The sequence below is a fragment of the Pseudomonas sp. GW822-FHT05A08 genome (assembly GCF_058800485.1).
The window spans coordinates 1,785,686-1,808,817 of record NZ_CM179511.1; the positions used below are offsets into that span (position 1 = coordinate 1,785,686).

The window sequence follows — 23,132 nt, forward strand, 5'->3', positions numbered from 1 at the left end:
AGCAAGCTCATCTACAGAGGGGCCGTAATCGTTCAACAAGTGATCGTTTCAGTTCCGGGCTATGAATGAACGTCTTCTTGAATCGGCATACCGATGCAGCGCTCGAATATCTGATTCAGATGGTGATCATTGCCGTGGAATGAACTGATGTTGGCTGCAACCCATTCTTGTTGGTCAACCGCCCACCAATCGATTTCATAGCCGGCGTTGACGATGATCCATTCGAAAAGGATGCGTTGGGTTCGCCCGTTGCCTTCCCTGAAGGGATGCAGGACGTTGATCGTTCCGTAAGACTCGGCGCAGGCAACTACCAGCTGTTCACGTGAATAACCGTCAAACCAGCCTGCAGCCTTGAGCCGGCTGAATTCTTTGGTCGCTTCCGGTTCGATGCGCTCGGGGATACAGGACTGATTGCCACCCTTGCTGATCTTCACTGTTCTCAGTTCGCCTGCCCAACTGTAGATCCGCGAAAACAGCGTGTGATGGATGTCTTTCAAGGTTGCCAGACTGTAGGGCGGTTCCTGGAATTCGAACTGCGTTGCGCACTTCTCGGTGAGATAGCGTTCTGCCTCGTTGAGGTCTCGCTCATCACGCAAATCCAGGAGGTTTTTCAGGACATCGGTTCCCGGGTAGCAATCCGGGTCATGGCCAACGCCGTACTTGTCGGTATTCACACTTTGAGTTGTTGAACGGCTTTGAGTGCTGCTTTGCGGGAGGGCAGTTTGCATTCCTCATCGTTGAGCGATGTGGCGAAACCTTCAAGGCGCAGACTGGCGCTGAAGTTGGATTTACGATGCTTGGCGAAGTAGGCTTTTTTAGCTTGAAAACTCAGCTTTTCCATATCCGGCCCCTCTGTGCGAGTGATGGGAAATTATAGCTGATAGCAGGGGGGGCTTTGTTATCGTTCATCGCTCGTTTCAATCTTCCTGAATACGGATATCCAGTTGATGAACCTTCACTTCGAAACCCCCAACCTGTTGCTGCGCCCGCGTACCCTCGAACACTTCGAGGCGTGCATCGCCATGGACCTCGATCCGCACGTCACCCGTTACCTTCCCGGCCCCTGGGACGGTGGCGAGGAGCACCGCGATTTCGTGCGTTCGCGTATGGAGCGCGATTTTGGTGAGCACTGCGGCTATTGGGCGATCTTTGCCAAGTCCGCGCCGGAGGAGTTTCTCGGCTGGGTGTCGTTCATTCCCTACGAGGCTGTCGGCCCGGAACTGGAAATGGGCTGGCGCCTGGTGCGCCGGGCGTGGGGCAGGGGTGTTGCGTCCGAGGCGGCGGGGCGCATCGTCGAGCACGCTTTTCTCGGGGCAAGGGTCGAGCGCATCGTCGCCGATGCCCATGCCTTGAACGAGGCCTCGCTGGGGGTGGCGCGCAAGCTGGGTTTTCGTTTTGTGCGCGATGGCGAGTTCGAGGGACTGCCGAGCAAGTTTTTCGAGATGACCCGGGCGGATTTCGACGCCCGAGGACGTTGATCTGCCGCCGCTGACTGGCCGTTTGTCGCCACCTTGCTGCCGCTATCTGCCTGCTGCTATCAAGTTCAGCTAGCAGACAGTTTCGAGCTGTTAAAACACGTCTTACGCCTGGCAGGAGCCGGGTGGTTGCAGGGGGCGTTGTCAGCAGTTCAAGCGTCGGCGTCAAGCGCCGGGGAGGCAGCATGTTGTTACGTTACACGGCTCTGGTGGCGGTGGTCGTAGTGGCCTCCGGGTGTGTGCAGGAACGGGTGGTGCATGAGCGGCGGGTGGTCGAACGCGCGGCGCCGGTGGAATACGCCGAGGTGGTTGCGCCGCAGCCACCGCCGGTGCGGGTCATCGAAGTCGAGCCCATGCATCGCCCGGGTTATGTCTGGTCCAGGGCTTACTGGCACTGGGATGGCCGGCAGTATGTGGCGGTCCATGGTCACTGGGAGCCGTTGCGTCCCGGGTACCATTATGTGCACCCGTTCTGGGAGCGTCGCGGCGATGGCTGGCACCTGCATGCGGGTGGCTGGGCCAGTTGAGCGAAGGCGAACCGGCACACAGGCAAACCTATGAAAACGACCCGAACGGGTCGTTTTTTTTTGCGCTCGCAGAACGCTGCATGCCTTGGCGTCAGGAGCGCCACGAACCTTCGGGCAGTTCGACTTCTCGTTGCGCCTGTGCCAGGGCCGCGCGCAGCCCCGGTTTATCCAGCGGGATGCAGTAGGCCGGTTTGGCCCGTTCGAAACGCCAGCTGTCCGCCAGGCCGCCGCCATCGACCGTGTCGAAACCCAGCTCGTCGAGCAATTGCACGACCTGCGCCTTGGCCTGCGGATCGTCGCCGGCAATCGGCAGGGCGCGGCGATCAGGGGCACCGCCGGGGCGGGCGTCGGTCAGCAGGTCCTGGGCGAGGATGGCATTGAACACCTTCACCACCCTGGCGCCTTCGAGGTGTTCGGCGAGCAATTGGCTGGTGGTGGTTTCGAAGCGGTCCAGGGCTTCGATATGGCCGTCGCGGTTTGGGTAATAGTTATTGGCGTCCAGCACCGTCTTGCCGGCCAGCAGGGCCGCGGGGAGGCTACGGTAATGGGCCAGCGGGATGGCCACCAGCACCAGCTCGCCGAACTGTACGGCGTCTTCGACGCTGCCGATGCGGCTGCCGCGAATGCCGCTGGCCACGCTGCTCATGGTCTGCGGGCCGCGGGAGTTGCTGAGCATCGCCTCATGCCCCGCCGCCAGGGCCAGTTGCGCCACGGCGCGCCCGATAAAACCTGCTCCGATAATGCCGATACGCATGTCCATGCTCCGTTGAAAGGGTCGAGCGGCTATGATGATTCGACACTAGATGGCGATAAATAAGCGCCTGGTACTTGGTCTCGTTACTGGGAGTGTTGAATGATGGATCGTCTGACCAGCATGGAGGCCTTTGTCGCGGCCGCCGAAAGCGGTTCCTACGCTCGTGCGGCGACCCGCCTGGGACTGTCGCCGCAGATGGTCGCCAAGCATGTGGCGGCGCTGGAGCAGCGGCTGGGCGCGCGCCTGCTCAACCGCACCACGCGCCGGCAGAGCCTGACCGAGCTGGGCAGTGCCTACCTCGAGCGCTGCAAGCACATCCTCGGCGAAGCCCAGGCTGCCGATTCCCTGGCGCAGATCATGAACGCCACGCCCCGGGGCAAGTTGCGCATCAGTGCGCCGGTGACCTTCGGCTCCTACAGCCTCATGCCGTTCGTGACGGCGTTTTTGCGCGAGCATCCGCAGGTGGAAATCGACCTGCACCTCACCGATCGCTACATCGACCTGGTGGAGGAGGGCTACGAGGCGGCCTTTCGTATCGGCCCGCTGGCCGATTCCAGCCTGACCGCCAGGCCGCTGGCGCCCTATCGCCTGATCGCCTGCGCGGCACCTGCCTACCTCGCCGCCCGGGGCACGCCACGGGTGCCGGCCGATCTCGAACAGCATGAGTGCCTGGGGTACGCCTACTGGTCGCGGCCAGCGGACAACCAATGGCAGTTCCGCCGCGACGGCCAGGTACATGAGGTTCAGGTGCGCAGCCGCTTGCAGGTCAACGAGAGCAAGGCCCTGCTGTCGGCGGCCGTGGATGGCTTCGGCATCATCCTGGGGCCGGCGGATTTTCTCGAACCGGCGCGGGCCGCGGGGGAGTTGGTGCAGTTGCTACCCGGCTATGAGGCGCCGAGTCGCGCCATGCATCTGCTGTACCGGCCGGACCGGCAGATGACCGCCAAGCTGCGGCACTTCGTCGATGCGGCGATCGCTCGTTTCGGCGCCTGAGAGCAACGTCGTCAACCCTCGAAGCGCTCTAGCTCGAAGGTCTTGAGAACCAAGCTTTTTTGTAACCAATACCGTTCGTCCGACGGATGGGTTTGGCAAGCGCCTGCCCGTCAGTCATTCTGGTGGCCGGGATGTCCTAATGCCACTATCGCTTTCATCCCCGTCGCTCCCCCTCCAGCCTCCCTGCGAATAGGTTGTTTATTGTGATGATCGCGTTGTCCCGGCCCGAGGTCGTGTATGCCCGATAAGGCGATTGCCGAGGAGCGGCGCCTGGCCGCCCTGCATGCCCTGGAGTTGCTGGACACCGCCAGTTGCGAGAATTTCGACCGGATCTGCCGCATGGCGGCCGAGTACTTCAAGGTGCCTACCGCCTTGATCAGCCTGGTGGACCGTGATCGTCAGTGGTTCAAGTCGCGGGTGGGTTTCGATGAGCCGCAGACCCCCATCAGCCAGTCGTTCTGCGCCTTCACGGTGCAAGGCCGCGAAGTGCTGGAGGTGCGCAACGCGGCGCTCGATCCGCGCTTCCAGGACAACCCGCTGGTGACCCGAGGCCAGGGCATCCGCTTTTACGCCGGGGCGCCGCTGTTGACCGCGTCCGGTTATGCCATCGGCAGCCTGTGCATCATCGACAAGGTCGAGCAGCAGTTGAGCATCGTCGAACGCCAGCAGTTGCGGGACATGGCGGCGATGGTCATGGAGCAGGTCGAGCAGCGCCAGCGCCAGCGTCGTCGCGACCCGGTCAGCGGCCTGGCCAATCGCGAGCAGTTCCAGAGCGACCTGCGTGACCTGGTCGAGCACCACATCGGCGAACAGCGCGTGCTGGTGCTGATCGATGCCCTGGACATGAAGGTGGCCCACGAACTGACCCTGGCCCTGGGACTGGCGCCTTTCGAGACCATCATCCGTTTTCTCGCGCTGCGTTTGCAGGAGTACCTGGGGCGGCATGTGCGGGTCTATCACGTGTCGGTCAAGCGCTTCGGCTTCCTGCTGCCGGCGCCGGCCGAGGGGCTCGATAGACTGCTCGATGCGCTGGTCAGTCGCCTGCGTCGCCAGCCGCCCGGGCTGGGGTTTCCCATGATTCCCACGGTATGCGCCGGAACCGTGGAGTTCGAGATCGATACCCAGTCGGTGGACGATGCCTTGCGCAAGGCCATGTTCGCCCTGGAGCTGGCCATGGCCGGGCGCAGTTTCTGGGCGCATTACGATGCCGGGCGCGATCACGCCCAGCGCCGCGCGTTCAACCTGGCGTCGGACCTCAACGACGCCTTGCACAGTGGCCAGATCTACCTGATGTTCCAGCCACGCTTCGCCCTGCCCGACGGAGCCCAGGTCAGTGCCGAAGCCTTGCTGCGCTGGGAACATCCGTGGCTGGGGCCGATCTCGCCCGCCGAGTTCATTCCGGTGATGGAGCGCAACGGCCTGATTCATCAGGTGACCCGCTGGGTCATCGATACGGTGTTGAGCAAGTTGCGCACCTGGGGCCTGCCCGAGAGCTGCAAGCTGTCGATCAATCTGTCGCCCAAGGATTTCGAGGACCAGGATATCGCCGAGCTGATCCGCCGCGCCTGTGAGCTGCATGGCATCGACCCACGGCGGCTCGAAGTGGAGATCACCGAGGGCGAGTGGCTGCGTTCCAACCCGAATGTCCTGGCGCAATTGACGCGCATTCGCGAGCTGGGCATGGACGTGGCCATCGATGATTTCGGCACTGGCTACAGCAACTTTGCCTACCTGCACCAGATCCCGGCCAACGTGGTGAAACTCGACAAGTCGATGATCACTGACCTTGAGCGCAACACCCAGCACCAGAAGATCACCCGCTCGATCATCAGCCTGGCCCGCGAGCTGGGTTATCGCACCGTGGCCGAGGGCATCGAGAGTTTCAAATGTTTGCAGATGCTCTACACGTTCGGTTGCGATGAAGCCCAGGGTTATTTCCTCGCCAGGCCGATGCTGCAGGAACGCTTCCTGGCCTGGAGCGGGGCGAACCGGTTCCCGTTGCAGCTTTGTGTCTAGGGCAGGCCTGCTGCTCGCCGGCGAGGCTGTGCCTTAGCGGGCCTGGCCGAGGGTCTTGGCCATGGCTTCGCCCGCCAGGGCATGGACTTTGCGGGTCGGGTGCCATTCATCCCAATAGAAATATTCGTCTGGATGGGCGCACGCCGGCTTCACCTCGGGATAGGTCGGCTGGCACGGTCGGTCGAGCTGGGCCAGGCCATGCTCGGCAGGCCGGCGGCGCAGTTGATCGCTGAAGGCGATGTGGTCGAAGTAGGTGATTTTTACATTGAGCTTTTTGCTCTCGGCCACCAGCAGCGACGGCAGTTGCCGTTCAAGTATCCGTTGATAGCGCAGCGCCTGTTCGCTCTGCCCGCTGGCCACCACCGCCGGGGCATGGCGCAGGTCGGTGCTGCCGACCACCAGGAAATGCCTGGCGCCGGCCTTGGCCAGACGACTGACGGCATTCTGGATATGGTCGATGCTGCTGGTGGCCAGTTCGTCGATCGGCTCCTTGTGGCCGAAGTCGGCATGCTCGAAAAAGTCGTTGGCGCTGATGAAGATGAAGTACAGCGCGCGAGGGTCGGCCTGGCCTTTGGCGTTGGCCAGGTAGTCGTCGATCTGCCCGCTCACTCCTGTGTCGCGGTACGCAGTCATCCAGGCGTAGTAATTGTTCTGCCCGCTTTTCGCGCCGCCAACGGCGTGGTCGGTGAGGGGCAACCGCAGGCTTTTGGCAAGTACTTCCACGGCGGTCGGGCCGTTGCTCCAGTGGCCTTGCCAATACAGCTCGCCGGGCAGTTGCTGGGCGTCCTTGAACTGCTGGGCGAGCATGTCCCGGGTCAAGCGGTCGCTGGCGCCGTTGTCGGAGTAGCTGTCGCCGAAGGCGTAGAGATGATCGAACGACGGGCCCGCCAGGCAACTGCCGGCGGCCAACGAAAGTGCGAGCAAGGGAGCGAGCAGGATCAGGCGCATGGGCGGTCTCTACGGTGAAAGGCGAGGGTTCATCGTAGAAGTTTCGAGCGTTGCCGATGCGCCGGATGCGACCTGGGCTTAGCCGTACTCGTCCGCGCGTGCCTGTGGGCGACCTGTACGACTAAAGTTTCACCGCGGCGAACGGGCGAGCAGGGCCTCGACCTTTTGCCGGAACGCCTCCAGCGCGGCCTGTTCCTCGGCGCTGTATTGCCTGGCGCTTTCATCCAGTGCGCAGACGGTGCCGAACACCTCGCCATCGGCATCGCGCACCGGGTAACCCAGGTAGTTGCTCAGGCCGAATTCGACCTCGTCCTCGTTGCCTGCCCACTCGGCTTCCAGGCGCGAATCCTTGACGTACAGCGGCTGGCCGCTGTCCACCACGCGCTCGCAATACAGCGCCTGGCCGTTGTGCGCGAGGCTGCTTTTCTGGCCCTGGGCACCAATCGGATAAGTGTCCTCATGCCGCCCGCCCGAAGCTTCGACCTGCATGTGCTGGGGCAGCGAACGCATGATCAGGATCGAGCTGACGCCCAGTTGCCTGGCCAGGGCGTCGATATCGGCCTGCAGCGAGTCGAACAACGGAGAAGACTTGGCCACCTGGGCCTCCTGTCTGTTTAACCTGGGGAGGGCCGACTATAACGGGGCGGGTGGGGCGGCTTTAAATACCGAATGGGTCCTTGCTTATATTCGTTTGCAGTTCGTTGCCGAGGCAGCGCTGGGGGACAAAAGAATCGGCCACGCCGGGCCGATTCTTCTTTTGCGCGAGCGCTAGCCGGTCCAGCGTTGAGCGGCCACCAACAGCCTTATTGGCTATTCACGTTCTTCGGTCAGGGCGGTGTGTTCAGTCTTGCTGCAAAACCTTCAGTGCAGCCGAAGCGAGAAACCCCGAGCGGCTCTTGGCTTCCGGGTGATGCAGCACGTATTCGTCGATGCGGTTCAGCAAGTAACCGGGCAGGGTGATGTTGAGCTTCTGCGCCTTGCCCAGGTACTTGGTGACATCGATGTCGATCAGCGCCCAGGTGCAGCCTGCGTACTGAGGGTTGGCCGCGTGCAGGGTGACCTTGTTGGCGTGCGGGATGGGGGCACCGTCTTCGGCGAGAATCTCGAAGTGCCCTTCGATGGCTTCGCGGGCCATGGCCATGGCGTCGTCGAGGTCGTCACCGGCCGAGAAACAGCCAGGAATATCGGGGACTTCCACCCCCCAGGCGTGTTCGTCATCGCCCATTGAAATTGCAATCGGGTAAAGCATGTGCGGAACCTCCAGGGCGCGGTGAATCACCTTCACATAAGCAGCGCCTGTTTCAGAATGCTGATGGCGGTTTTTCTCAGCAGGTCCTTTTTGGGATGTGGCACTGTCACCAGCCCCGGTTTACTGGGATGCCTGAAATGATGGTGACTGCCTCTGACCCTGACCAGATACCAACCGTCTGCGACGATTTGGCCGATCAAATACCGACTGTCCACATCACCTCCTTGTGATGCCGGTGGTTACTATACCTACCAAAAAAATGTGTTCAATACCTGGCCCGCCCGACGGTCGTTGGCAGGGGAACTCCGCAGGCTGAAGTGTAGAAAGAGCGAGTTTGGAACGCGGCGGATAAAAGCGCTGGCTGTGTTGCAGGATCCTTCTCGAACCGCGATATCTGCCGAAGTACTGGCCAAGCTGATTGCGTTGAGGACCGACAGGAGTACTCGATGGTCATCTTTGAAGATGAGCGAACCCGGCCGAGGCGTTGGAGGACAGCACGGGGCTATTCGGGGTTATTGCCATTTCCGCGCTCGTTTATCGTGGCCGCAGGTTGATAAGGCGCCCATAAAAAAACCGGTCACTCGAGGACCGGTTTTTTTGTTTCTGTATCCCGCGTCGGCAGGGCCTGACGCTGGACTCGAATGAAGTGGAGCGGGTGAAGGGAATCGAACCCTCGTTATCAGCTTGGGAAGCTGGAGTAATGCCATTATACGACACCCGCTCGGAGCGGCTGACTTTGTACCAGAAGTGCGCGCGGATTTGAAGTTTTTCTTTGCCGGGCCTGTGTTTGCGAAGCGGTGGGAAATGCACGCAGGCACGCTTCTACGCCGTCATCGCGGCGACGGGGCGACGGGGCGAAGACCGGCTTGCGGTCTATCGCGGGCAAGCTCGCTTCTGGGGCAGGGGACGAGTTGCTCGCGATGACGCCACTTCAGATAGCCAGGGCATGGTGGTCCTGCAGGTAGTGATAACGCGGACGACTGGTGTGCTGGGTCGGTTTGAGGAACCCCATCAGCGCGTTACGGCTGTCCCGGCAGGCGGCCTTGTGTTCCATGTCGAGGAAGTGCCCGGCGGCCTGGATGGTGCTGAACGTCGAGTGCCGGACATGGTTGCCGAACAGCCGGGCGTCATTGGCGGCGGTGTATTCGTCCCATTCACCGTTCATGAACAGCACCGGTACCTCGATGTTCTTCGCCGCTTTCAGGTAGCACTGGCGGTCGCTGCTGAGGACATGGCTGATGTGGAAGTGCATCTGCCCGTATTCATGCTCGGCCAGGGTGCTGACGTGGCGATAGTTGAAACGCTTGAACAGTGACGGCAGGTGCTTGCCGATGGTCTCGTTGACCAGGTGCCCGACACGGTCGCCGTCCCGGCTGCCGAGGTAATCGACACCGCGTTCGAGGTAGTCGCGCATCGGCTCGTTGATCACTGGCGAGAACGAGCTGATCACCGCCTTTTCAATGCGCCGCGGGCGCTGCGCCAGGGCGAGCAGCGTCGGCGCGCCACCCCAGGAAAACGACATCACGTGCTCGGCGGCGAAGTGGTCGATCAGCTCCAGCAGGATCAGCCCCTCGACTTCCTTGGTGAGCATTTTCTCGTGCCTGTTGTGGGCTTTCGAACGACCGGCATAGGGCTGGTCGTAGAGCACCACATTGAATTGCGGATGCAGGTTCTTCACGGTCTGCGCAAAAGAGGCAGTGGTGGCCATTGAGCCGTTGACCAGAATGATGGTCTTTTCTGCGGCATCTGCGCGATAGAACTCCGTGTAAACCCGATACTGACCTTGTATATCCAGCACAGCGATTTCTGGCCTCATGTCATAAGACTCCTGGCAAGCGGGTATGCGCGCAACCGAGGGTGCACGAGATTTGTGACAGGTAGGCATACGCCTGGAATTTTTTAGCCCATGTCGATCCGCACAGATGGTCGACGGGTGTTGTTATAGGCGGGCAATTTGCCGGACAACAGGAATGAGCACAGGCGGCTCGGACGGCAAAGGATTTCTTAGAAGTATATTCGTGACTCATCGGTCACATTTCGGCCGACGGACTGATTCAAGCAGGGAGAACGCCGTCTCGCAAGTGCCGTTGGTAAATTGTTCGACAACTTCGGCTGAATGGTCATCGCATCGTCGATGGCTTACAGCGGCTACGGAAATTGTAGGCGCTCAGACCAGGCGGATTTCTTCATCGGTCAGCGGCCGGTACTCGCCGGGCGCCAGGTTTTCGTCGAGGGCCAGCGGTCCCATGCGTTCGCGGTGCAGGCGCAAGACCTTGTTGTCGAAATGACCGAACATGCGTTTGACCTGGTGGTAGCGGCCTTCGACGATGCTCAGCCGCGCACACTGGGGGCCGAGGATCTGCAGTTCGGCGGGCAGGGTGGTGAGGTCCTCGAAAGCGAAGTACAGGCCCCGGGCGAAGGTCTCGGCGTACTCCGGGCCTATGTCCTGCTCGGTCTCGACGTAGTAGCGCTTCGGCAGTTTGGTCTGCGGCTGGGTCAAGCGCCGCGACCAGCTGCCATCGTTGGTGAGGATCAGCAAACCGGTGGTGTTGTAGTCCAGGCGACCGGCGATGTGCAGCTCGTGCTTGTCCGGTTCGTCCAGCAGGTCGAGCACGGTGCGGTGTTCGGGATCGCGGGTGGCGCTGACGCAGCCCATGGGTTTGTGCAGCATGAAATAGCGCGGCGGCTTGCCGGCCTGCAGCACTTCGTCGTCGAGCTCGACCCGGCTGAACTCGCGCACCTCGGCATGGGGGTCGCTGACCACCTGGCCGTCGATACGGATGCGCTTTGCCACCAGCAGCAGGCGCACCTGCTGGCGGTTGAAGCGGGGCAGGTTACTGAGGAAACGGTCAACGCGCATGGCTATCGGCAGGCTGGCAAAAGGCTGCGCATCTTACGGGATCGGCCGGGCGGCCGCTTGCAGTTGCGCATCGACCCGGGCACAGCGCGGGCACAGGCAGGCGCGATCGCGCAGCTCCGGCGGCAGGGCTTCGAGCACCGCCGGGTCGATGCTCACGCTGTAGCACCAGCAGGCCTGGTCGGCGGTACGCGGGTCGGCCAGGCTGCAGTCGTTGCGGGCGCCGCAGGCCGGGCAGAGGCTGGGGTTGTTCAGGGTCGGTTCATTCATAACGGGAGTGAGGCATTTCCACGCAGGTTCGGTTACGGCCGGTCTGCTTGGCACGGTACATCGCATGGTCGGCGCGCGATAGCAGGCTGTGCAGGGTATCGTCCGCCTGCAATGTGGTCACGCCGATGCTGACGGTCAGCCGCATATTCCTGCCCTCATAGGTGTAGCGCTGTTGCTCGATCAGCAGGCGGATTTTCTCGGCGATCTTCAGCGCCGTGGCGCTGTCGGTGTCCTTGAGCAGCACGATGAACTCTTCGCCGCCCCAACGGCAAACGATATCGGACTGGCGCAGGCAGCTTGCCAGGTGCCGGGCGAAGCCGCTCAACACCTGGTCGCCGGCGAGGTGGCCGTAGGTGTCGTTGAGGCGTTTGAAGTGGTCCAGGTCGAGCAGCAGGGCGGCCAGCGGCTTGGGCTCACGCTGGGCTTCGAGCATGGCCTGGGCGGCCAGCAAGTCGAAGCCGCGGCGGTTGGGCAGGCCGGTGAGGCTGTCGAGGGTGGCCTGGGTTTCGATCTTGCGCTGGAAGCGTCTGACTACGCTATTGAGCAGGGTCAGCACGATCAGGGTGATCGCCAGGCAGATCAGCAGGTTGAGATACAGCGAGCGGCGGATATCGCCCAGGGCGCTGTCCTCGCGCTTGTCGACGAGCAGGTACCAGTTCAGTTCGGGAATGAACCGCACATTGAGGAAGTGCCGCTGGTCTGGGGCGCTGTACTCATAGTTGCCGCTGTGGGGCTTGGGCAGCCTGGCCTGCAGGTCGCGCAGGTTTTCCAGTTCGAACAGCAACTGTCCGGCCCGAGCGCCCTGCGGGCCGCCCTCGGCCCCGGTGAGGACGATCCGGCCCTGGGTATCGACGAAATACACGCTGCGCTGATAACGCTGCTGGTAGCGGTCGATCAGCTTGATCACTGCATCTACCTTGAGGCCGACACCGGCGGCGCCGATGAAATTGTCCTGGTAGTCGTAGACCTTGTAGTTGATGAAAAACGTCAGGTTGTTCTGGTTGGCCTGATCCGGATCGACGTTGATTTCATACGGGGTGGCCATGTCGCGGACCCGGAAATACCAGGCGTCGCGGGGGGTATCAGGAGCGATTTTCTTCAGCACGCCTTTGGCGTGGTAGTAGGTCAGGCTGCTGTTGGAGACGAAGAAGGCGGTGTAGGCGCCGTAGTGGGTCATCACCTCATTGAGGTAGCGGGTCATCTGCTCTGGATCGCGTTCGCCAGCCATCACCCAGTCGCGCATGAAGGTGTCGCGGGACATCATCGAAGAAATCAGGATCGGTCGTACCAGGTCTTTCTGGATCTCCGAATACACGGTGTCGGAGGTCAGCGGCAGCTCGGTGTTGACGATGTTGTCGCGGATCGAGGTTCGCGAGGCGTAATAGCTGAGTAAGGACGTGGCCATAAAACCGCCGCCCAGCAGCGCGATGAGCGTGATGATCAGCCAGCGTTGCGAATACAGCGGGGAGCTAAGCGGCATGGGCGACTCCGTGGCAGTGACCCGATGCAAGCATTCTAGTGGTCGCGCCGACGGGTAGCTGCGCCATTTGATCGCTCGCCAGCAATGGCACACAGCCCGCGAAAACCGGGCGTTTTCGGATCCAAAATCCTTGCCTGGCGACTTGTATCAAGGTGTAACCAAAATCGCACCAGACCCGGTTTTCGCGGTCAGATATTCCGTCAGCCAGAACATCCTTGGCTGCCGCCGGCCAGCGTCGCTGGCATGGCCCATCAGCGGTCCAGGAGGCCGCCATGTATCGTCGAATTCTTCTCACTGCGTTCCTGGGTTTGGCTCTTTCTGCCTGCGTTCCCTATTACGACTACGACGGAGGTTCCACTTACTACCGCTCTGAGGTCTATACGACGCCGGCGCCGGTCTACTACGGCGGTTCCTATTATTCTTCCGGCCGCGGCTATTACGCGCCGCGTTATTACCAACCAGCGCCACGGTACTACCAGCCCCGGTATTACCAGCCGGCACCGCGTTACTACCAGTCGGCGCCGCGGGCCGTTTATCGCGCCTACCCGAACCGTGGCTGGGATGGCCACCGCCAGGGCTGGAACAACGACTACCGGCATGACGGCCGCCGCGACCATGACGGCCGGCGTGGCGGTCGAGACTGGAGCGATCGCGGTCGCGACGATCACCGCCGTGACCGCCATCACAACCGCTGATCTGCCTATAACAAACAAGCGGCGCCTGGAGCGCCGCTTTTTCATGGCTGGTTTTCAGAAATCCGACAGATCCGCCAAGGGGTGACGGCCTTCCCAGGCCTTGTGGAAATGCGCCTCGACCACGGCGTCGGGGATGCTGTTGATGTCCGGCCAGTGCCAGCGGGGCTTGTGGTCCTTGTCGATCAGGCGCGCCCGCACCCCTTCGCTGAATTCGGGATGCCGGCAGCAGTTCAGGCTCAGGGTGTATTCCATCTGGAACACCTGGGCCAGGGACAGGTGCCGGGCCTGCTGGATCTGTTCCCAGACCAGGCAGGCGGTCAGCGGGCAGCCTTCGCTGAGGGTTTTCGCCGCCCGCGCCAGCAGGGCATCGGAGTGATTGTGCAACTGGCTGATGGCTCGCCAGGCACAGCGTACGTCGCTGACGTCCAGCCACTCGTCGATCTGCTGGCGCCGTGGTAGCCACTGGGCTGCGGGCATTTGTTCGACGGCCTCCTGTTGCAGGGCCTTGAGCAGACTGTTGAGCTGCATCGGCGTCTGTTCCTGCCAGTTGAGCTGCAGCAGCCCGTCGATCAGCGCTTCTTGCTGGTCGTCTCGCAGGAAGCGGTCGGCCAGGTCCAGGTCGATGGCGTCGCGGCCGTTGATGTGCGCGCCGGTCAGGCCGAGGAACAGCCCGAGCTTGCCTGGCTGGCGCGAGAGGAACCAACTGGCGCCGACATCCGGGTACAGGCCGATGCTGATTTCCGGCATCGCCAGGCGGCTGCTCGGTGTGACGATACGAATGCTGGCGCCTTGCAGCAGGCCCATGCCGCCACCGAGCACATAGCCGTGGCCCCAGCAGATCAGCGGTTTCGGGTAGGTGTGCAGACGGTAGTCGAGACGGTATTCCGCGGCGAAGAACTGCGCGGCCAGCGGCGGTACTTCGCCGGGGTGGGCCAGGCAGGCCTGGACCAGGCTGCGCACTTCGCCGCCGGCGCAAAAGGCCTTGGCGCCGTTGCCGCGCAACAGCACACAGACCACTTGCGGGTCCTTGGCCCAGGCTTCCAGGCGGTCGCTCAACAGATGGATCATTGGCAGGGACAAGGCGTTGAGGGAGTGTTCGGCATCCAGGCTGGCAATTGCGATGCGCGCGCCGTCGGTGCCGGTGAGTTCTTCGAAGTGCAGATTCATCGTGACCTCGATCGGGAATTTGAGCGTTCAGTATGATCGCTATAGGCGAAAGTGGCGGTTCTGCGTCAGATCAATTGACAAGCGTGGTGGGCTTTCCTAGGGTGCGCCCATTGATTTTACCGGGTGCAACCATGACCGATGACGACCGTATCAAACTCGAACCCAGCTGGAAGCAGGCGCTGCGTGCCGAATTCGACCAGCCTTATATGGCGGAGTTGCGCGAGTTCCTGCGTCAGGAACATGCCGCTGGCAAGGAGATCTACCCGCCGGGCCCGCTGATTTTCAATGCGCTGAATTCGACCCCGCTGGACAAGGTCAAGGTGGTGATCCTCGGCCAGGACCCCTACCACGGCCCGGGCCAGGCCCACGGCCTGTGCTTCTCGGTGCAGCCGGGCGTACCGGCGCCGCCGTCCCTGGTGAACATCTATAAAGAGCTCAAGCGCGACCTGAACATCGACATGCCCAACCACGGCTACCTGCAGAGCTGGGCCGACCAGGGCGTGCTGATGCTCAACACCACCATGACCGTGCAACGGGCCAACGCCGCTTCTCACGCGGGCAGGGGCTGGCAGCACTTCACCGACCGGATCATCGAAGTGGTGAGCGAGCACCAGCCGCACCTGGTGTTCCTGCTGTGGGGGGCCCATGCCCAGAGCAAGCAGAAGCTGATCGATGCCACCAAGCACCTGGTGCTGACCTCGGTGCACCCGTCGCCCCTGTCGGCCTACCGCGGCTTTATCGGTTGCGGGCATTTCAGCCGGACCAACAAGTACCTCGAGCAGAATGGCGAGACGCCGATCGAATGGCGGTTGCCGGCGGTTTGATGGGGGGTTGAAGGCCGTTATCGCGGGCAAGCCTCGCTCCTGCAGAATCAACGCAAAACCCTGTAGCCGCTGCCGCAGGCTGCGATAGGTCCGAAGGACCTCGGCGACGCTGAACATCGCGCCCCTCGCAGCCTGCGGCAGCGGCTACAGGGGACCGGCTTCAGTCCGGTTTCTTGTCCCAATGCCGGAACAGCGGCTCGGCCAGAAACAGCACGAACAGCAAGCGCATCACCTGCATCGCCGTCACCAGCGGCACCGACAGTTGCAGGGTCTCGGCCGTCAGGCTCATTTCCGCGATGCCGCCGGGCATCATGCCCAACGTCAGCGAACGCAAGTCCAGATGAGTCAAGGCGCTCAGGGCCACGGCCGCGAGGCTGGCGATCAGCATGGTCAGCGCCGTGCCGATCAGGGTGCGGCCCATGAATGAGGGCGCGCGACGGAAGAACTGGCGATTGAAGTGACAACCCAGGCCGCTGCCGATCAGCCACTGGCCGATCTGGCTGCCGCCGTCCGGCAGGCCGATATGCAGGTCCCAGCCGATACTGACCGCGGCGCTGACCAGCAGCGGCCCGAACAGCCAGGGGTTGGGCTGGCGCAGGCGTTGCCAGAGCCAGGCGAGCAGGGCGCCCGCCGGAAACAATACGGCCAGCCAGCGCCAATCGACGCTGGCCGGATGCAGTTGGGGCACGCCTTCACCGAGCAGGTACTTGAAGGCCGCCGGTACACACAGGACCACCACCAGCACCCGCAGGCTCTGCCCGGCCGCCACGCGGCTGAGCACCGCGCCGTTGCGCGCGCCGAGGTTGACCATCTCGCCGGAGCCGCCCGGCATGCTGGAGAAGAACGCGGTGGCCCGGTCCTCACCGGTGCGCCGCAGCAGCCAGACCCCGACCACGCTGGACAGGCTGGTGACCAGGGCACCGAAGAAGATCAGGCCGAAGTGGCTCATGACCTGTTCCATCACCACTGGTGTGAAGTGCAGGCCGATGCCGATCCCCACCACCCATTGCCCGCATTTGCGGCCGCCGGGAATTTCCCCCAATTGCCAGGGCGTCAGGCAGCGCACCAGGATGATCGCCAGCAACGAGCCGACCATCCACGGCAGCGGCCAGCCGATCTGGCTGGCGAGGTAACCGCCGGCCAGACCGACCAGGGGCGTACCCCACCACTGTTTGAAGCTGACCTCAGACATCGGCCACGGCGCGTTGCAGGGCCGAACGCTTGCGCCAGATGCGGATCATCGGCATCAGCAGCATGATCACGGTCAGCACCCAGACGCCGACGGTGATCGGGCTGGACCAGAGGATTTCCATCGCGCCGTTGGAGATCGACAGTGCGCGACGCAGGTTCTGTTCCATCAACCCGCCGAGGATAAAGCCCAGCAACACTGGCGACAGCGGGAAATCCAGCTTGCGCAGGATGTAGCCGAAGATGCCGATGCCGACCATCAGGAACAGGTCGAAGGTGGTGGCGTGCACCGCGTAGACGCCGATCCCGGTGATGATTGCGATCACCGGCACCAGGGCCCAGTTCGGCACGGCGAGGATGCGGGTGAAGACGCGGATCATCGGAATGTTGAGGATCACCAGCATGATGTTGGCGATGAACAACGAGGCGATCAGGCCCCAGACGATGTCCGGCTGCTGCTGGAACAGCAGCGGACCCGGGGTGATGTTGTACAGCGACAGGGCGCCGATCATCACCGCGGTGGTGCCCGAACCCGGGACGCCGAGGGTCAGCATCGGTACCAGGGCGCCGCAGGCCGAGGCGCCGATCGCGGTTTCCGGTGCCGCCAGGCCGCGCTTGTCGCCCTGGCCGAACTTGCCGCTGGCGCCGGCGATGCGTTTTTCGGTCATGTAGGCCACGGCGCTGGCCAGGGTCGCGCCGGCACCCGGCAAGACGCCCATGATGAAGCCCAGCAGGCCGCAACGGATGTTCACCACGAACACCGACGCCGCTTCCTTGAAGTTGAACATCATGCGCCCAGTGGCTTTCACCGCTTCCTGGCCGCGATGGGTTTTTTCCAGCAGCAACAGGATTTCGCTGATGGAGAACAGGCCCAGTACCAGCACCACGAACTGGATGCCGTCGGTGAGGTGGATGTTATCGCCGGTGAAGCGGTACACGCCGCTGTTGGCGTCGATGCCGACCGACGACAGGAACAGCCCGATCAGTGCGGCGATAAAGGTCTTGATCGGACGATCGCCGGCCATGCCGCCGAGGCAGACTATGGCGAACACCATCAGCACGAAGTACTCCGCCGGGCCGAAGGCGATCGCCCATTTCGCCAGCAGCGGGGCGAACATCACCATGCCGCAGGTGGCGATGAAGGCGCCGATGAACGAGCTCCAGGCCGACAGCGACAGAGCCACCCCGGCCAGGCCCTGGCGCGCCATCGGGTAGCCGTCGAGGGTGGTCATCACGGTGGAGGCTTCGCCCGGGATGTTCAGCAGGATCGAACTGATCCGGCCACCGTATTCGCAACCCAGGTAAACCGCCGCCAGCAGGATCAGCGCCGACTCCGGTGGCAGGCCGAGGGCGAAGGCGATCGGGATCAGCAGTGCCACGCCGTTGATCGGGCCCAGGCCCGGGAGCAGGCCGACCACGGTGCCGATCAGGGTGCCGGTCAGGGCGGTGACCAGGTTGTAGGGGCTCAGCGCGACGCCGAAACCCTGGCCCAAATAGCCAAGCGTATCCATATCAGTTCTCCAGAACGTCGAGCAGGCCCAGGGGCAGTGGTACGTCCATCACCCGGTCGAAGAGCACGTACAGACCGATGGCCATCAGCGTGGTGACCACGGCGCTGGGCACCCAGCGACCGCCGTACAGGCGCGCCATCGGAATGCCGATCAGGATGCTGCTGAGAATGAAACCCAGGGGTTCGAACAGACCGGCGAAGATCAGCAGCAGGAGCACACAGATGCTGATTTTGGTCAGGGTTTCACGGTCCAGTGGCGGCTCGTCTTCGCTGTGCTTGATCGGCGCCGGGCGAAACACCATGTACAGCAGCGCCAGGCCCATCAGGCCGAGCATCAGCAGGGGAAAGGCGCGCGGGCCGACCGGTTCGTAGGAAAAGGCGGCCTGGTAGGGCCAGGCCATCAGTGCCAGGCCCAGGCAGACCAGGAGCAGCAGCGAGGCGAAAAGGCGTTGTAAGAGCATGGGAAACTCCTGGGCCCCGCCCCCGAGAAAGGGGCAGGGCCGCTAGACAGGGGCGATTACTGGATCAGGCCGAACTCTTTGGCCAGGGTCTTGTAGTCGGCCACCTGTTTCTTCACGTAGGCGTCCAGTTCCGGCCCGGTCATGGCGAACGGGAAGAGTTCGCGCTGGTCGCGCAGCTTGGCGAACTCTTCGGAAGCCAGCAGCTTGTCGAAGGCGTCTTTCCACCAGGCGTAGTCTTCGTCGCTGACCTTCGGCCCGAGGTAGAAGCCGCGCACCACTGGCCAGACGATGTCGTAGCCCTGCTCCTTGGCGGTCGGGATGTCCTTCATTTCCGGCTCGTCCAGGCGCTTGTCGGAGAACACCGCGAGCAGGCGCATGTCGCCGCTCTGGATGTGCGGCATGGAGTCGGAAATGTCGGTACTGCCAACCTGGATGTGCCCGCCCAGCAGCGCGGTGGCGATTTCGCCGCCGCCTTCCAGGGCCACGTAGCGCAGGTCGCGCGGGTTGATCCCGGCGGCCTTGGCGATCAGCGCGGTCTGCATCCAGTCCTGGCTGCCGACGGTGCCGCCGGAGCCGATCACCACCGAACTCGGGTCTTTCTTCAGCGCCTTGACCAGGTCGTCGAGGGTCTTGTACGGCGAGTCGCTCTTCACCGCGATGGCGCCATAGCTGGTGCCGACCGCGGCCAGCCAGCGCACCGCGCTTTCATCGAAGCGGCCGAACTTGCCCTGGGCCAGGTTCAGCAGCGAACCGCTGGACCAGGCCACCAGCGTGCCAGCGTCAGCAGGGCGCTGGGCCACCACCGCGTTGTAGGCCACCGCGCCGACACCGCCGGGCATGTAGGTCACGCGCATCGGCTTGGTCAGCAGCTTTTCGTTGACCAGCGCGCTCTGCGCCAGTTTGCAGGTCAGGTCGAAACCGCCGCCGGGGGAGGCCGGGGCGATGCATTCCGGGCGCTTGGGTTCGGCGCTGGCGGCGGCGAGCAGTTGACCGGCGAACAGCATACAGCCGGCGGCGAGGGCCAATTTACGCAGTGATGGGTTCATGCTTGTCTCCACAGGAGTTGTTGTTGTGTGTTGCATGCCAGGGGCCTTGGCAGGCGTGGCGCCTGCTCAAGGTCGGTCGATTACCAGAGCGCCAGGCTGTAGCTCACCAGCAGGCGCACTTCATCCGCATCGCGGGCCGAATAGTTGGAGCGGTAGGTGGCGTTGCGCAGGCGCACCGCGACGTCCTTGAAGGTGCCGCTTTGCACCACGTACTTGATCTCGGTGTTGCGTTCCCATTCCTTGCCGGTATCGCCGTTTTTCAGGGCGATGTTGTCGCCGCTCAGGTAGCGGGTCATGAAGGTCAGGCCGGGGATGCCGAGCTTGCCGAAGTCGTAGTCGTAGCGGGCTTGCCAGGAGCGTTCTTCGGCGCCGGCGAAGTCGTTGATCTGCACGAAGTTGACCAGGTACGGGTCGGCCCCGTCGAGGTAGGGGAAGGCGCTGTCGCCGGACATGTGCTGGTAGCCGGCGCTGAGTTTATGCCCGTTCAGGGCGTAGCTCACCAGGCCGTTGAGGGATTTGTTGTCGATCTTGCCGCCGCGGGCCTGGCCCTGGTCGTCACTGACGGCGAAGCGCAGGTCCGTGGCGAAGGTGCCCGGGCCCATCGGCTGCGAGGCGAGCAGGCCGAAGAAGTGCTGGTTGTAGACCTCGGCGAGCTGGGCAAAGTGGTAGCTGCCGGTGATCTTGTCGGTGAACTTGTAGTCCAGGCCGCCGAAGTCGAAGTGCTTGCCGGCGACGGTGCCGGCGAAGCGGCTGTTCTTGTTGTTGAGGGCGATGTCCTCGAAGTCGGTGCTGTCGCGATCCTTGGCTTTCTCCAGGCGGCCGCCGGTGAAGGTCAGGTTCTTGATTTCCCTGGAGGTCAGCAGGCCGCCCTCGAAGGTCTGCGGCAGGATGCGCCCGTCGTTGGGCTTGATGGTCGGCAGTTCCGGGATCAGGCTGCCAATCTTCAGTTCGGTGGCGGAGATTTTCACTTTGCCGGTCAGGCCGACTTTGGAGTACTCGTCGGCGGCGCGCCCGTCGTCGTGGGTCGGCAGCAGGCCGGTGCCGGTGCGGTCGGGGCTGGAGTCGAGCTTGATGCCGAGCATGCCCAGCGCGTCGACGCCAAAGCCCACGGTGCCGTCGGTGTAGCCCGATTGCAGGTTGAGCATGAAGCCCTGGGCCCATTCGTCGCGCTTGGATTGCTGGGCACTGGTACCGCTGCGGAAATCGCGGTTGAAGTACATGTTGCGGGTTTCGAGGGTGGCGCTGCTGTCTTCGAAGAAGGCGGCCTGGCTGATCGGTGAGAAACCGGCAAGGGCGGCGGCGCTGGCGAGGGCGGTGTGGCTGAGACGGGAAAAACGAACAGGCTGGCAAGCCTGAGGCTGCATGGACAGCATCGTGTTGTACTCCGTTATTGTTCTTATTGGCGAAAACGCTTCGAGGCGTTTTTCGGGAGGCCACCGGGAGGTAGCCACGGAAGTCGAAACAATCCGTGACAGGACTCTAAAGGGCCAACCTTTCGCTAACCTTTCAGCAGACTTTCACGGTTTTCGGGCTTCACAGCAGCGGTCCCGGCTGTAAACTCCGCGGCAATAAAAAGTGCCGTCGATCCCCTGAACGAGGTAGGAAATCCATGCGTGTGCTTCTCGTCGAAGACCACCTGCAGCTGGCTGAAAGTGTCGCCCAGGCGCTCAAGAGCACGGGTTTGACCGTGGATGTGCTGCACGACGGAGTCGCCGCGGACCTGGCCCTGGGCAGCGAGGATTACGCCATGGCGATCCTTGATGTGGGCCTGCCGCGCATGGATGGTTTCGAAGTGCTGGCGCGCCTGCGTGCCCGGGGCAAGAACCTGCCGGTGCTGATGCTGACCGCGCGCAGCGATGTCAAGGACCGGGTCCACGGCCTCAACCTGGGGGCGGACGACTACCTGGCCAAGCCCTTCGAACTGACCGAGCTGGAAGCACGGGTCAAGGCCCTGCTGCGGCGCAGCGTGCTCGGCGGTGAGCGGGTGCAGCGCTGCGGGGTGCTGGCCTACGACCTCGATACCCGGCGCTTTACCCTGGGTGAAGAGCTGCTGACCCTGACCTCCCGCGAGCAGGCGGTACTCGAGGCGCTGATCGCCCGGCCGGGTCGGGTCATGAGCAAGGAGCAACTGGCGTCCCAGGTGTTCGGCCTGGATGAAGAGGCCAGCCCGGACGCCATCGAAATCTATGTCCATCGCTTGCGCAAGAAACTCGACGGCCAGCCGGTGGCCATCGTTACCTTCCGCGGGCTTGGCTACCTGCTGGAAAGCCGCGATGCATAGGCCCAGCAGCCTGCGCTGGCGCCTGCTGTGGAACCTGGCGCTGCTGCTGGTGGTGCTGATGCTGGCCAGCGGCCTGAGTGCCTACTGGAACGGCCGCGAGGCGGCAGATACGGCTTACGATCGGACTTTGCTGGCCTCGGCCCGGACCATCGCTGCCGGTTTGTCCCAGCGTGACGGTGGCCTGAGCGCCAATGTGCCCTATGTCGCCCTCGATACCTTCGCCTATGACAGTGCCGGGCGGATCTATTACCAGGTCAACGATATCCATCAGAAGCTGATTTCCGGTTACGAAAACCTGCCCGGTCCGCCGCCGGGCACGCCGCGCACCGACGATTATCCGGCGCTGGCGCGGTTCTACGATGCTACTTATCAAGGGCAGAACGTCCGAGTGGTGAGCCTGCTCAAGGCGGTCAGCGAGCCGAACATGAACGGCATGGCGGAGATTCGCGTGGCGGAGACCGACGAGGCGCGGGTCCGCATGGCGCGCAGTCTGATGGCCGATACCCTGTTGCGCCTGGGCATGCTGGCCATCGGTGCGTTGTTGCTGGTGTGGTTCGCGGTCAGCGCCGCGTTGCGTCCGCTGGAGCGTTTGCGCAGCGCGGTGGAGGAGCGCCAGCCCGACGACTTGCGGCCTTTGCCGCTGGTCGAGGTGCAACGCGAGTTGTGGCCCTTGGTGCGGGCGCTCAATCACTTCACCGAGCGACTGCGTGGCCAGTTCGAGCGTCAGGCGCAGTTCATCGCTGACGCCGCCCATGAATTGCGCACCCCCCTGGCGGCGCTGAAGGCGCGCCTGGAATTGGGGCTGCGGGCCTCGGAGCCCGAGACCTGGCGCAATACCCTGGAAAGCGCCGCCCAGGGCACCGATCGTCTGACCCATCTGGCCAATCAACTGTTGTCCCTGGCGCGGATTGAAAACGGCGCCCGGGCGATTGCCGAGGGCGGCGCGCAATTGCTTGATCTCAGCCAGTTGGCCCGCGAGTTGGGCATGGCCATGGCGCCCTTGGCCCACGCCCGGGGTATCGCCCTGGCCCTGGAAGCCGATGAGCCGGTGTGGCTGCGCGGCGAACCAACCCTCTTGAACGAACTGCTGAGCAACCTGGTGGACAATGCCCTGGCCCACACCAAGCCGGGCGGAAACGTGATCCTGCGGGTCAGCGCGCCGGCGGTGCTGGAGGTGGAGGACGACGGCCCGGGGATTCCCCTGGAAGACCGCGACCGGGTATTCGAGCGCTTCTACCGACGCAACCCCCATGTCGCCGGTTCCGGCCTGGGCCTGGCGATCGTCGGTGAAATCTGTCGCGCCCATCTGGCGCAGATCAGCCTGCACGATGGCGCGCAGGCGGGGCTGAAGGTGCGGGTGAGTTTTAACGCGGGCTAGAGGCTTGTGGCAC

The 23,132-nt window shown here is 63.1% G+C and carries 25 protein-coding genes and 1 tRNA gene; 8 read left to right on the plus strand and 18 right to left on the minus strand.

All coding sequences use genetic code 11. The annotated features are described in order from the left end of the window. Positions 1-59 precede the first annotated feature (59 nt). Both AC3RCP_RS08120 and AC3RCP_RS08125 read right to left on the minus strand, forming a co-directional pair. Positions 60-674 (minus strand): Fic/DOC family protein, encoded by a 615-nt coding sequence (locus AC3RCP_RS08120; protein ID WP_492569767.1) that lies wholly within the window; start codon positions 672-674, stop codon positions 60-62. Further along, positions 671-841: a YhfG family protein gene (locus AC3RCP_RS08125; protein WP_007929425.1), complete on the minus strand. Its 171-nt coding sequence runs from the start codon at positions 839-841 to the stop codon at positions 671-673. Before AC3RCP_RS08125 ends, AC3RCP_RS08120 begins: the two co-directional genes overlap by 4 nt. A gap of 106 nt (positions 842-947) precedes the next feature. On the opposite strand from AC3RCP_RS08125, the gene AC3RCP_RS08130 reads away from it, so the two are divergent. Together AC3RCP_RS08130 and AC3RCP_RS08135 are read left to right on the plus strand one after the other, a co-directional pair. Next, complete coding sequence (locus AC3RCP_RS08130) at positions 948-1,478, plus strand: GNAT family N-acetyltransferase (RefSeq protein ID WP_101337079.1); 531 nt, start codon at positions 948-950, stop codon at positions 1,476-1,478. Between the two features lie 182 nt (positions 1,479-1,660). Further along, positions 1,661-2,002, plus strand: coding sequence for a YXWGXW repeat-containing protein (locus AC3RCP_RS08135; RefSeq protein ID WP_087089123.1), 342 nt, complete (start codon positions 1,661-1,663; stop codon positions 2,000-2,002). A 91-nt stretch (positions 2,003-2,093) separates the two neighbouring features. Here the strand turns inward: AC3RCP_RS08135 and AC3RCP_RS08140 are convergent, their stop codons facing one another. After that, entirely contained in the window at positions 2,094-2,756 is a 663-nt protein-coding gene (locus tag AC3RCP_RS08140) for an NADPH-dependent F420 reductase (protein ID WP_101337080.1), read from the minus strand. 102 nt (positions 2,757-2,858) lie between these two features. On the opposite strand from AC3RCP_RS08140, the gene AC3RCP_RS08145 reads away from it, so the two are divergent. Then, positions 2,859-3,749, plus strand: a complete 891-nt coding sequence (locus AC3RCP_RS08145) for a LysR family transcriptional regulator (protein WP_492569769.1) — start codon at positions 2,859-2,861, stop codon at positions 3,747-3,749. A gap of 237 nt (positions 3,750-3,986) precedes the next feature. Then, positions 3,987-5,765, plus strand: coding sequence for a sensor domain-containing phosphodiesterase (locus AC3RCP_RS08150; RefSeq protein WP_492569533.1), 1,779 nt, complete (start codon positions 3,987-3,989; stop codon positions 5,763-5,765). Positions 5,766-5,798: 33 nt separating this feature from the next. On the opposite strand, the gene AC3RCP_RS08155 is transcribed toward AC3RCP_RS08150, so the two are convergent. The 9 genes from AC3RCP_RS08155 to AC3RCP_RS08195 all read right to left on the minus strand — a co-directional run bounded on the left by AC3RCP_RS08155 (position 5,799) and on the right by AC3RCP_RS08195 (position 12,569). After that, a complete protein-coding gene (locus AC3RCP_RS08155; RefSeq protein WP_101337081.1) occupies positions 5,799-6,713 on the minus strand; it encodes an SGNH/GDSL hydrolase family protein in 915 nt (304 codons plus the stop codon). 129 nt (positions 6,714-6,842) lie between these two features. Next, positions 6,843-7,310 carry a GAF domain-containing protein gene (locus AC3RCP_RS08160; protein ID WP_007929417.1) on the minus strand — a complete coding sequence of 156 codons (468 nt, stop codon included), beginning with the start codon at positions 7,308-7,310 and terminating at the stop codon, positions 6,843-6,845. A gap of 244 nt (positions 7,311-7,554) precedes the next feature. After that, the gene (locus AC3RCP_RS08165; protein WP_007929416.1) at positions 7,555-7,962 is read right to left on the minus strand and encodes a type II toxin-antitoxin system HicB family antitoxin; all 408 of its coding nucleotides are present in this window, start codon (positions 7,960-7,962) and stop codon (positions 7,555-7,557) included. 32 nt (positions 7,963-7,994) lie between these two features. After that, positions 7,995-8,177, minus strand: coding sequence for a type II toxin-antitoxin system HicA family toxin (locus tag AC3RCP_RS08170; protein ID WP_087089111.1), 183 nt, complete (start codon positions 8,175-8,177; stop codon positions 7,995-7,997). Between the two features lie 432 nt (positions 8,178-8,609). After that, positions 8,610-8,683: transfer RNA gene (locus AC3RCP_RS08175), tRNA-Gly, on the minus strand. Positions 8,684-8,893: 210 nt separating this feature from the next. Further along, positions 8,894-9,778, minus strand: coding sequence for an alpha/beta fold hydrolase (locus AC3RCP_RS08180; protein WP_101337082.1), 885 nt, complete (start codon positions 9,776-9,778; stop codon positions 8,894-8,896). A 351-nt stretch (positions 9,779-10,129) separates the two neighbouring features. After that, positions 10,130-10,822, minus strand: a complete 693-nt coding sequence (locus AC3RCP_RS08185) for a pseudouridine synthase (protein ID WP_492569536.1) — start codon at positions 10,820-10,822, stop codon at positions 10,130-10,132. Between the two features lie 33 nt (positions 10,823-10,855). Further along, positions 10,856-11,074 (minus strand): cysteine-rich CWC family protein, encoded by a 219-nt coding sequence (locus AC3RCP_RS08190; RefSeq protein WP_274306756.1) that lies wholly within the window; start codon positions 11,072-11,074, stop codon positions 10,856-10,858. 7 nt (positions 11,075-11,081) lie between these two features. Beyond that, positions 11,082-12,569, minus strand: a complete 1,488-nt coding sequence (locus tag AC3RCP_RS08195) for a sensor domain-containing diguanylate cyclase (protein ID WP_492569538.1) — start codon at positions 12,567-12,569, stop codon at positions 11,082-11,084. 272 nt (positions 12,570-12,841) lie between these two features. Here AC3RCP_RS08195 and AC3RCP_RS08200 point away from each other — a divergent pair, with 272 nt between their 5' ends. After that, entirely contained in the window at positions 12,842-13,264 is a 423-nt protein-coding gene (locus AC3RCP_RS08200) for a hypothetical protein (protein ID WP_097136559.1), read from the plus strand. Positions 13,265-13,318: 54 nt separating this feature from the next. On the opposite strand, the gene dspII is transcribed toward AC3RCP_RS08200, so the two are convergent. After that, entirely contained in the window at positions 13,319-14,431 is a 1,113-nt protein-coding gene (dspII, locus tag AC3RCP_RS08205) for an enoyl-CoA hydratase/isomerase DspII (RefSeq protein ID WP_492569540.1), read from the minus strand. 131 nt (positions 14,432-14,562) lie between these two features. On the opposite strand from dspII, the gene ung reads away from it, so the two are divergent. Then, complete coding sequence (ung, locus tag AC3RCP_RS08210) at positions 14,563-15,255, plus strand: uracil-DNA glycosylase (RefSeq protein ID WP_007929398.1); 693 nt, start codon at positions 14,563-14,565, stop codon at positions 15,253-15,255. 160 nt (positions 15,256-15,415) lie between these two features. On the opposite strand, the gene AC3RCP_RS08215 is transcribed toward ung, so the two are convergent. The 5 genes from AC3RCP_RS08215 to AC3RCP_RS08235 form a co-directional block, all read right to left on the minus strand. Then, positions 15,416-16,447, minus strand: a complete 1,032-nt coding sequence (locus tag AC3RCP_RS08215) for an AbrB family transcriptional regulator (RefSeq protein WP_101337085.1) — start codon at positions 16,445-16,447, stop codon at positions 15,416-15,418. Beyond that, a complete protein-coding gene (locus AC3RCP_RS08220) occupies positions 16,440-17,954 on the minus strand; it encodes a tripartite tricarboxylate transporter permease (protein ID WP_007930213.1) in 1,515 nt (504 codons plus the stop codon). The genes AC3RCP_RS08215 and AC3RCP_RS08220 overlap by 8 nt, the downstream gene beginning before the upstream one ends. A 1-nt stretch (position 17,955) precedes the next feature. Then, positions 17,956-18,414, minus strand: coding sequence for a tripartite tricarboxylate transporter TctB family protein (locus AC3RCP_RS08225; RefSeq protein WP_007930215.1), 459 nt, complete (start codon positions 18,412-18,414; stop codon positions 17,956-17,958). Between the two features lie 56 nt (positions 18,415-18,470). Continuing rightward, complete coding sequence (locus tag AC3RCP_RS08230; protein ID WP_023968150.1) at positions 18,471-19,460, minus strand: Bug family tripartite tricarboxylate transporter substrate binding protein; 990 nt, start codon at positions 19,458-19,460, stop codon at positions 18,471-18,473. 80 nt (positions 19,461-19,540) lie between these two features. Then, positions 19,541-20,833, minus strand: coding sequence for an OprD family porin (locus AC3RCP_RS08235; protein WP_009042579.1), 1,293 nt, complete (start codon positions 20,831-20,833; stop codon positions 19,541-19,543). A 236-nt stretch (positions 20,834-21,069) separates the two neighbouring features. On the opposite strand from AC3RCP_RS08235, the gene AC3RCP_RS08240 reads away from it, so the two are divergent. Together AC3RCP_RS08240 and AC3RCP_RS08245 are read left to right on the plus strand one after the other, a co-directional pair. Beyond that, a complete protein-coding gene (locus AC3RCP_RS08240; protein WP_007930220.1) occupies positions 21,070-21,741 on the plus strand; it encodes a response regulator in 672 nt (223 codons plus the stop codon). Continuing rightward, complete coding sequence (locus AC3RCP_RS08245) at positions 21,734-23,119, plus strand: sensor histidine kinase (RefSeq protein WP_007930222.1); 1,386 nt, start codon at positions 21,734-21,736, stop codon at positions 23,117-23,119. The genes AC3RCP_RS08240 and AC3RCP_RS08245 overlap by 8 nt, the downstream gene beginning before the upstream one ends. Positions 23,120-23,132 lie beyond the last annotated feature (13 nt).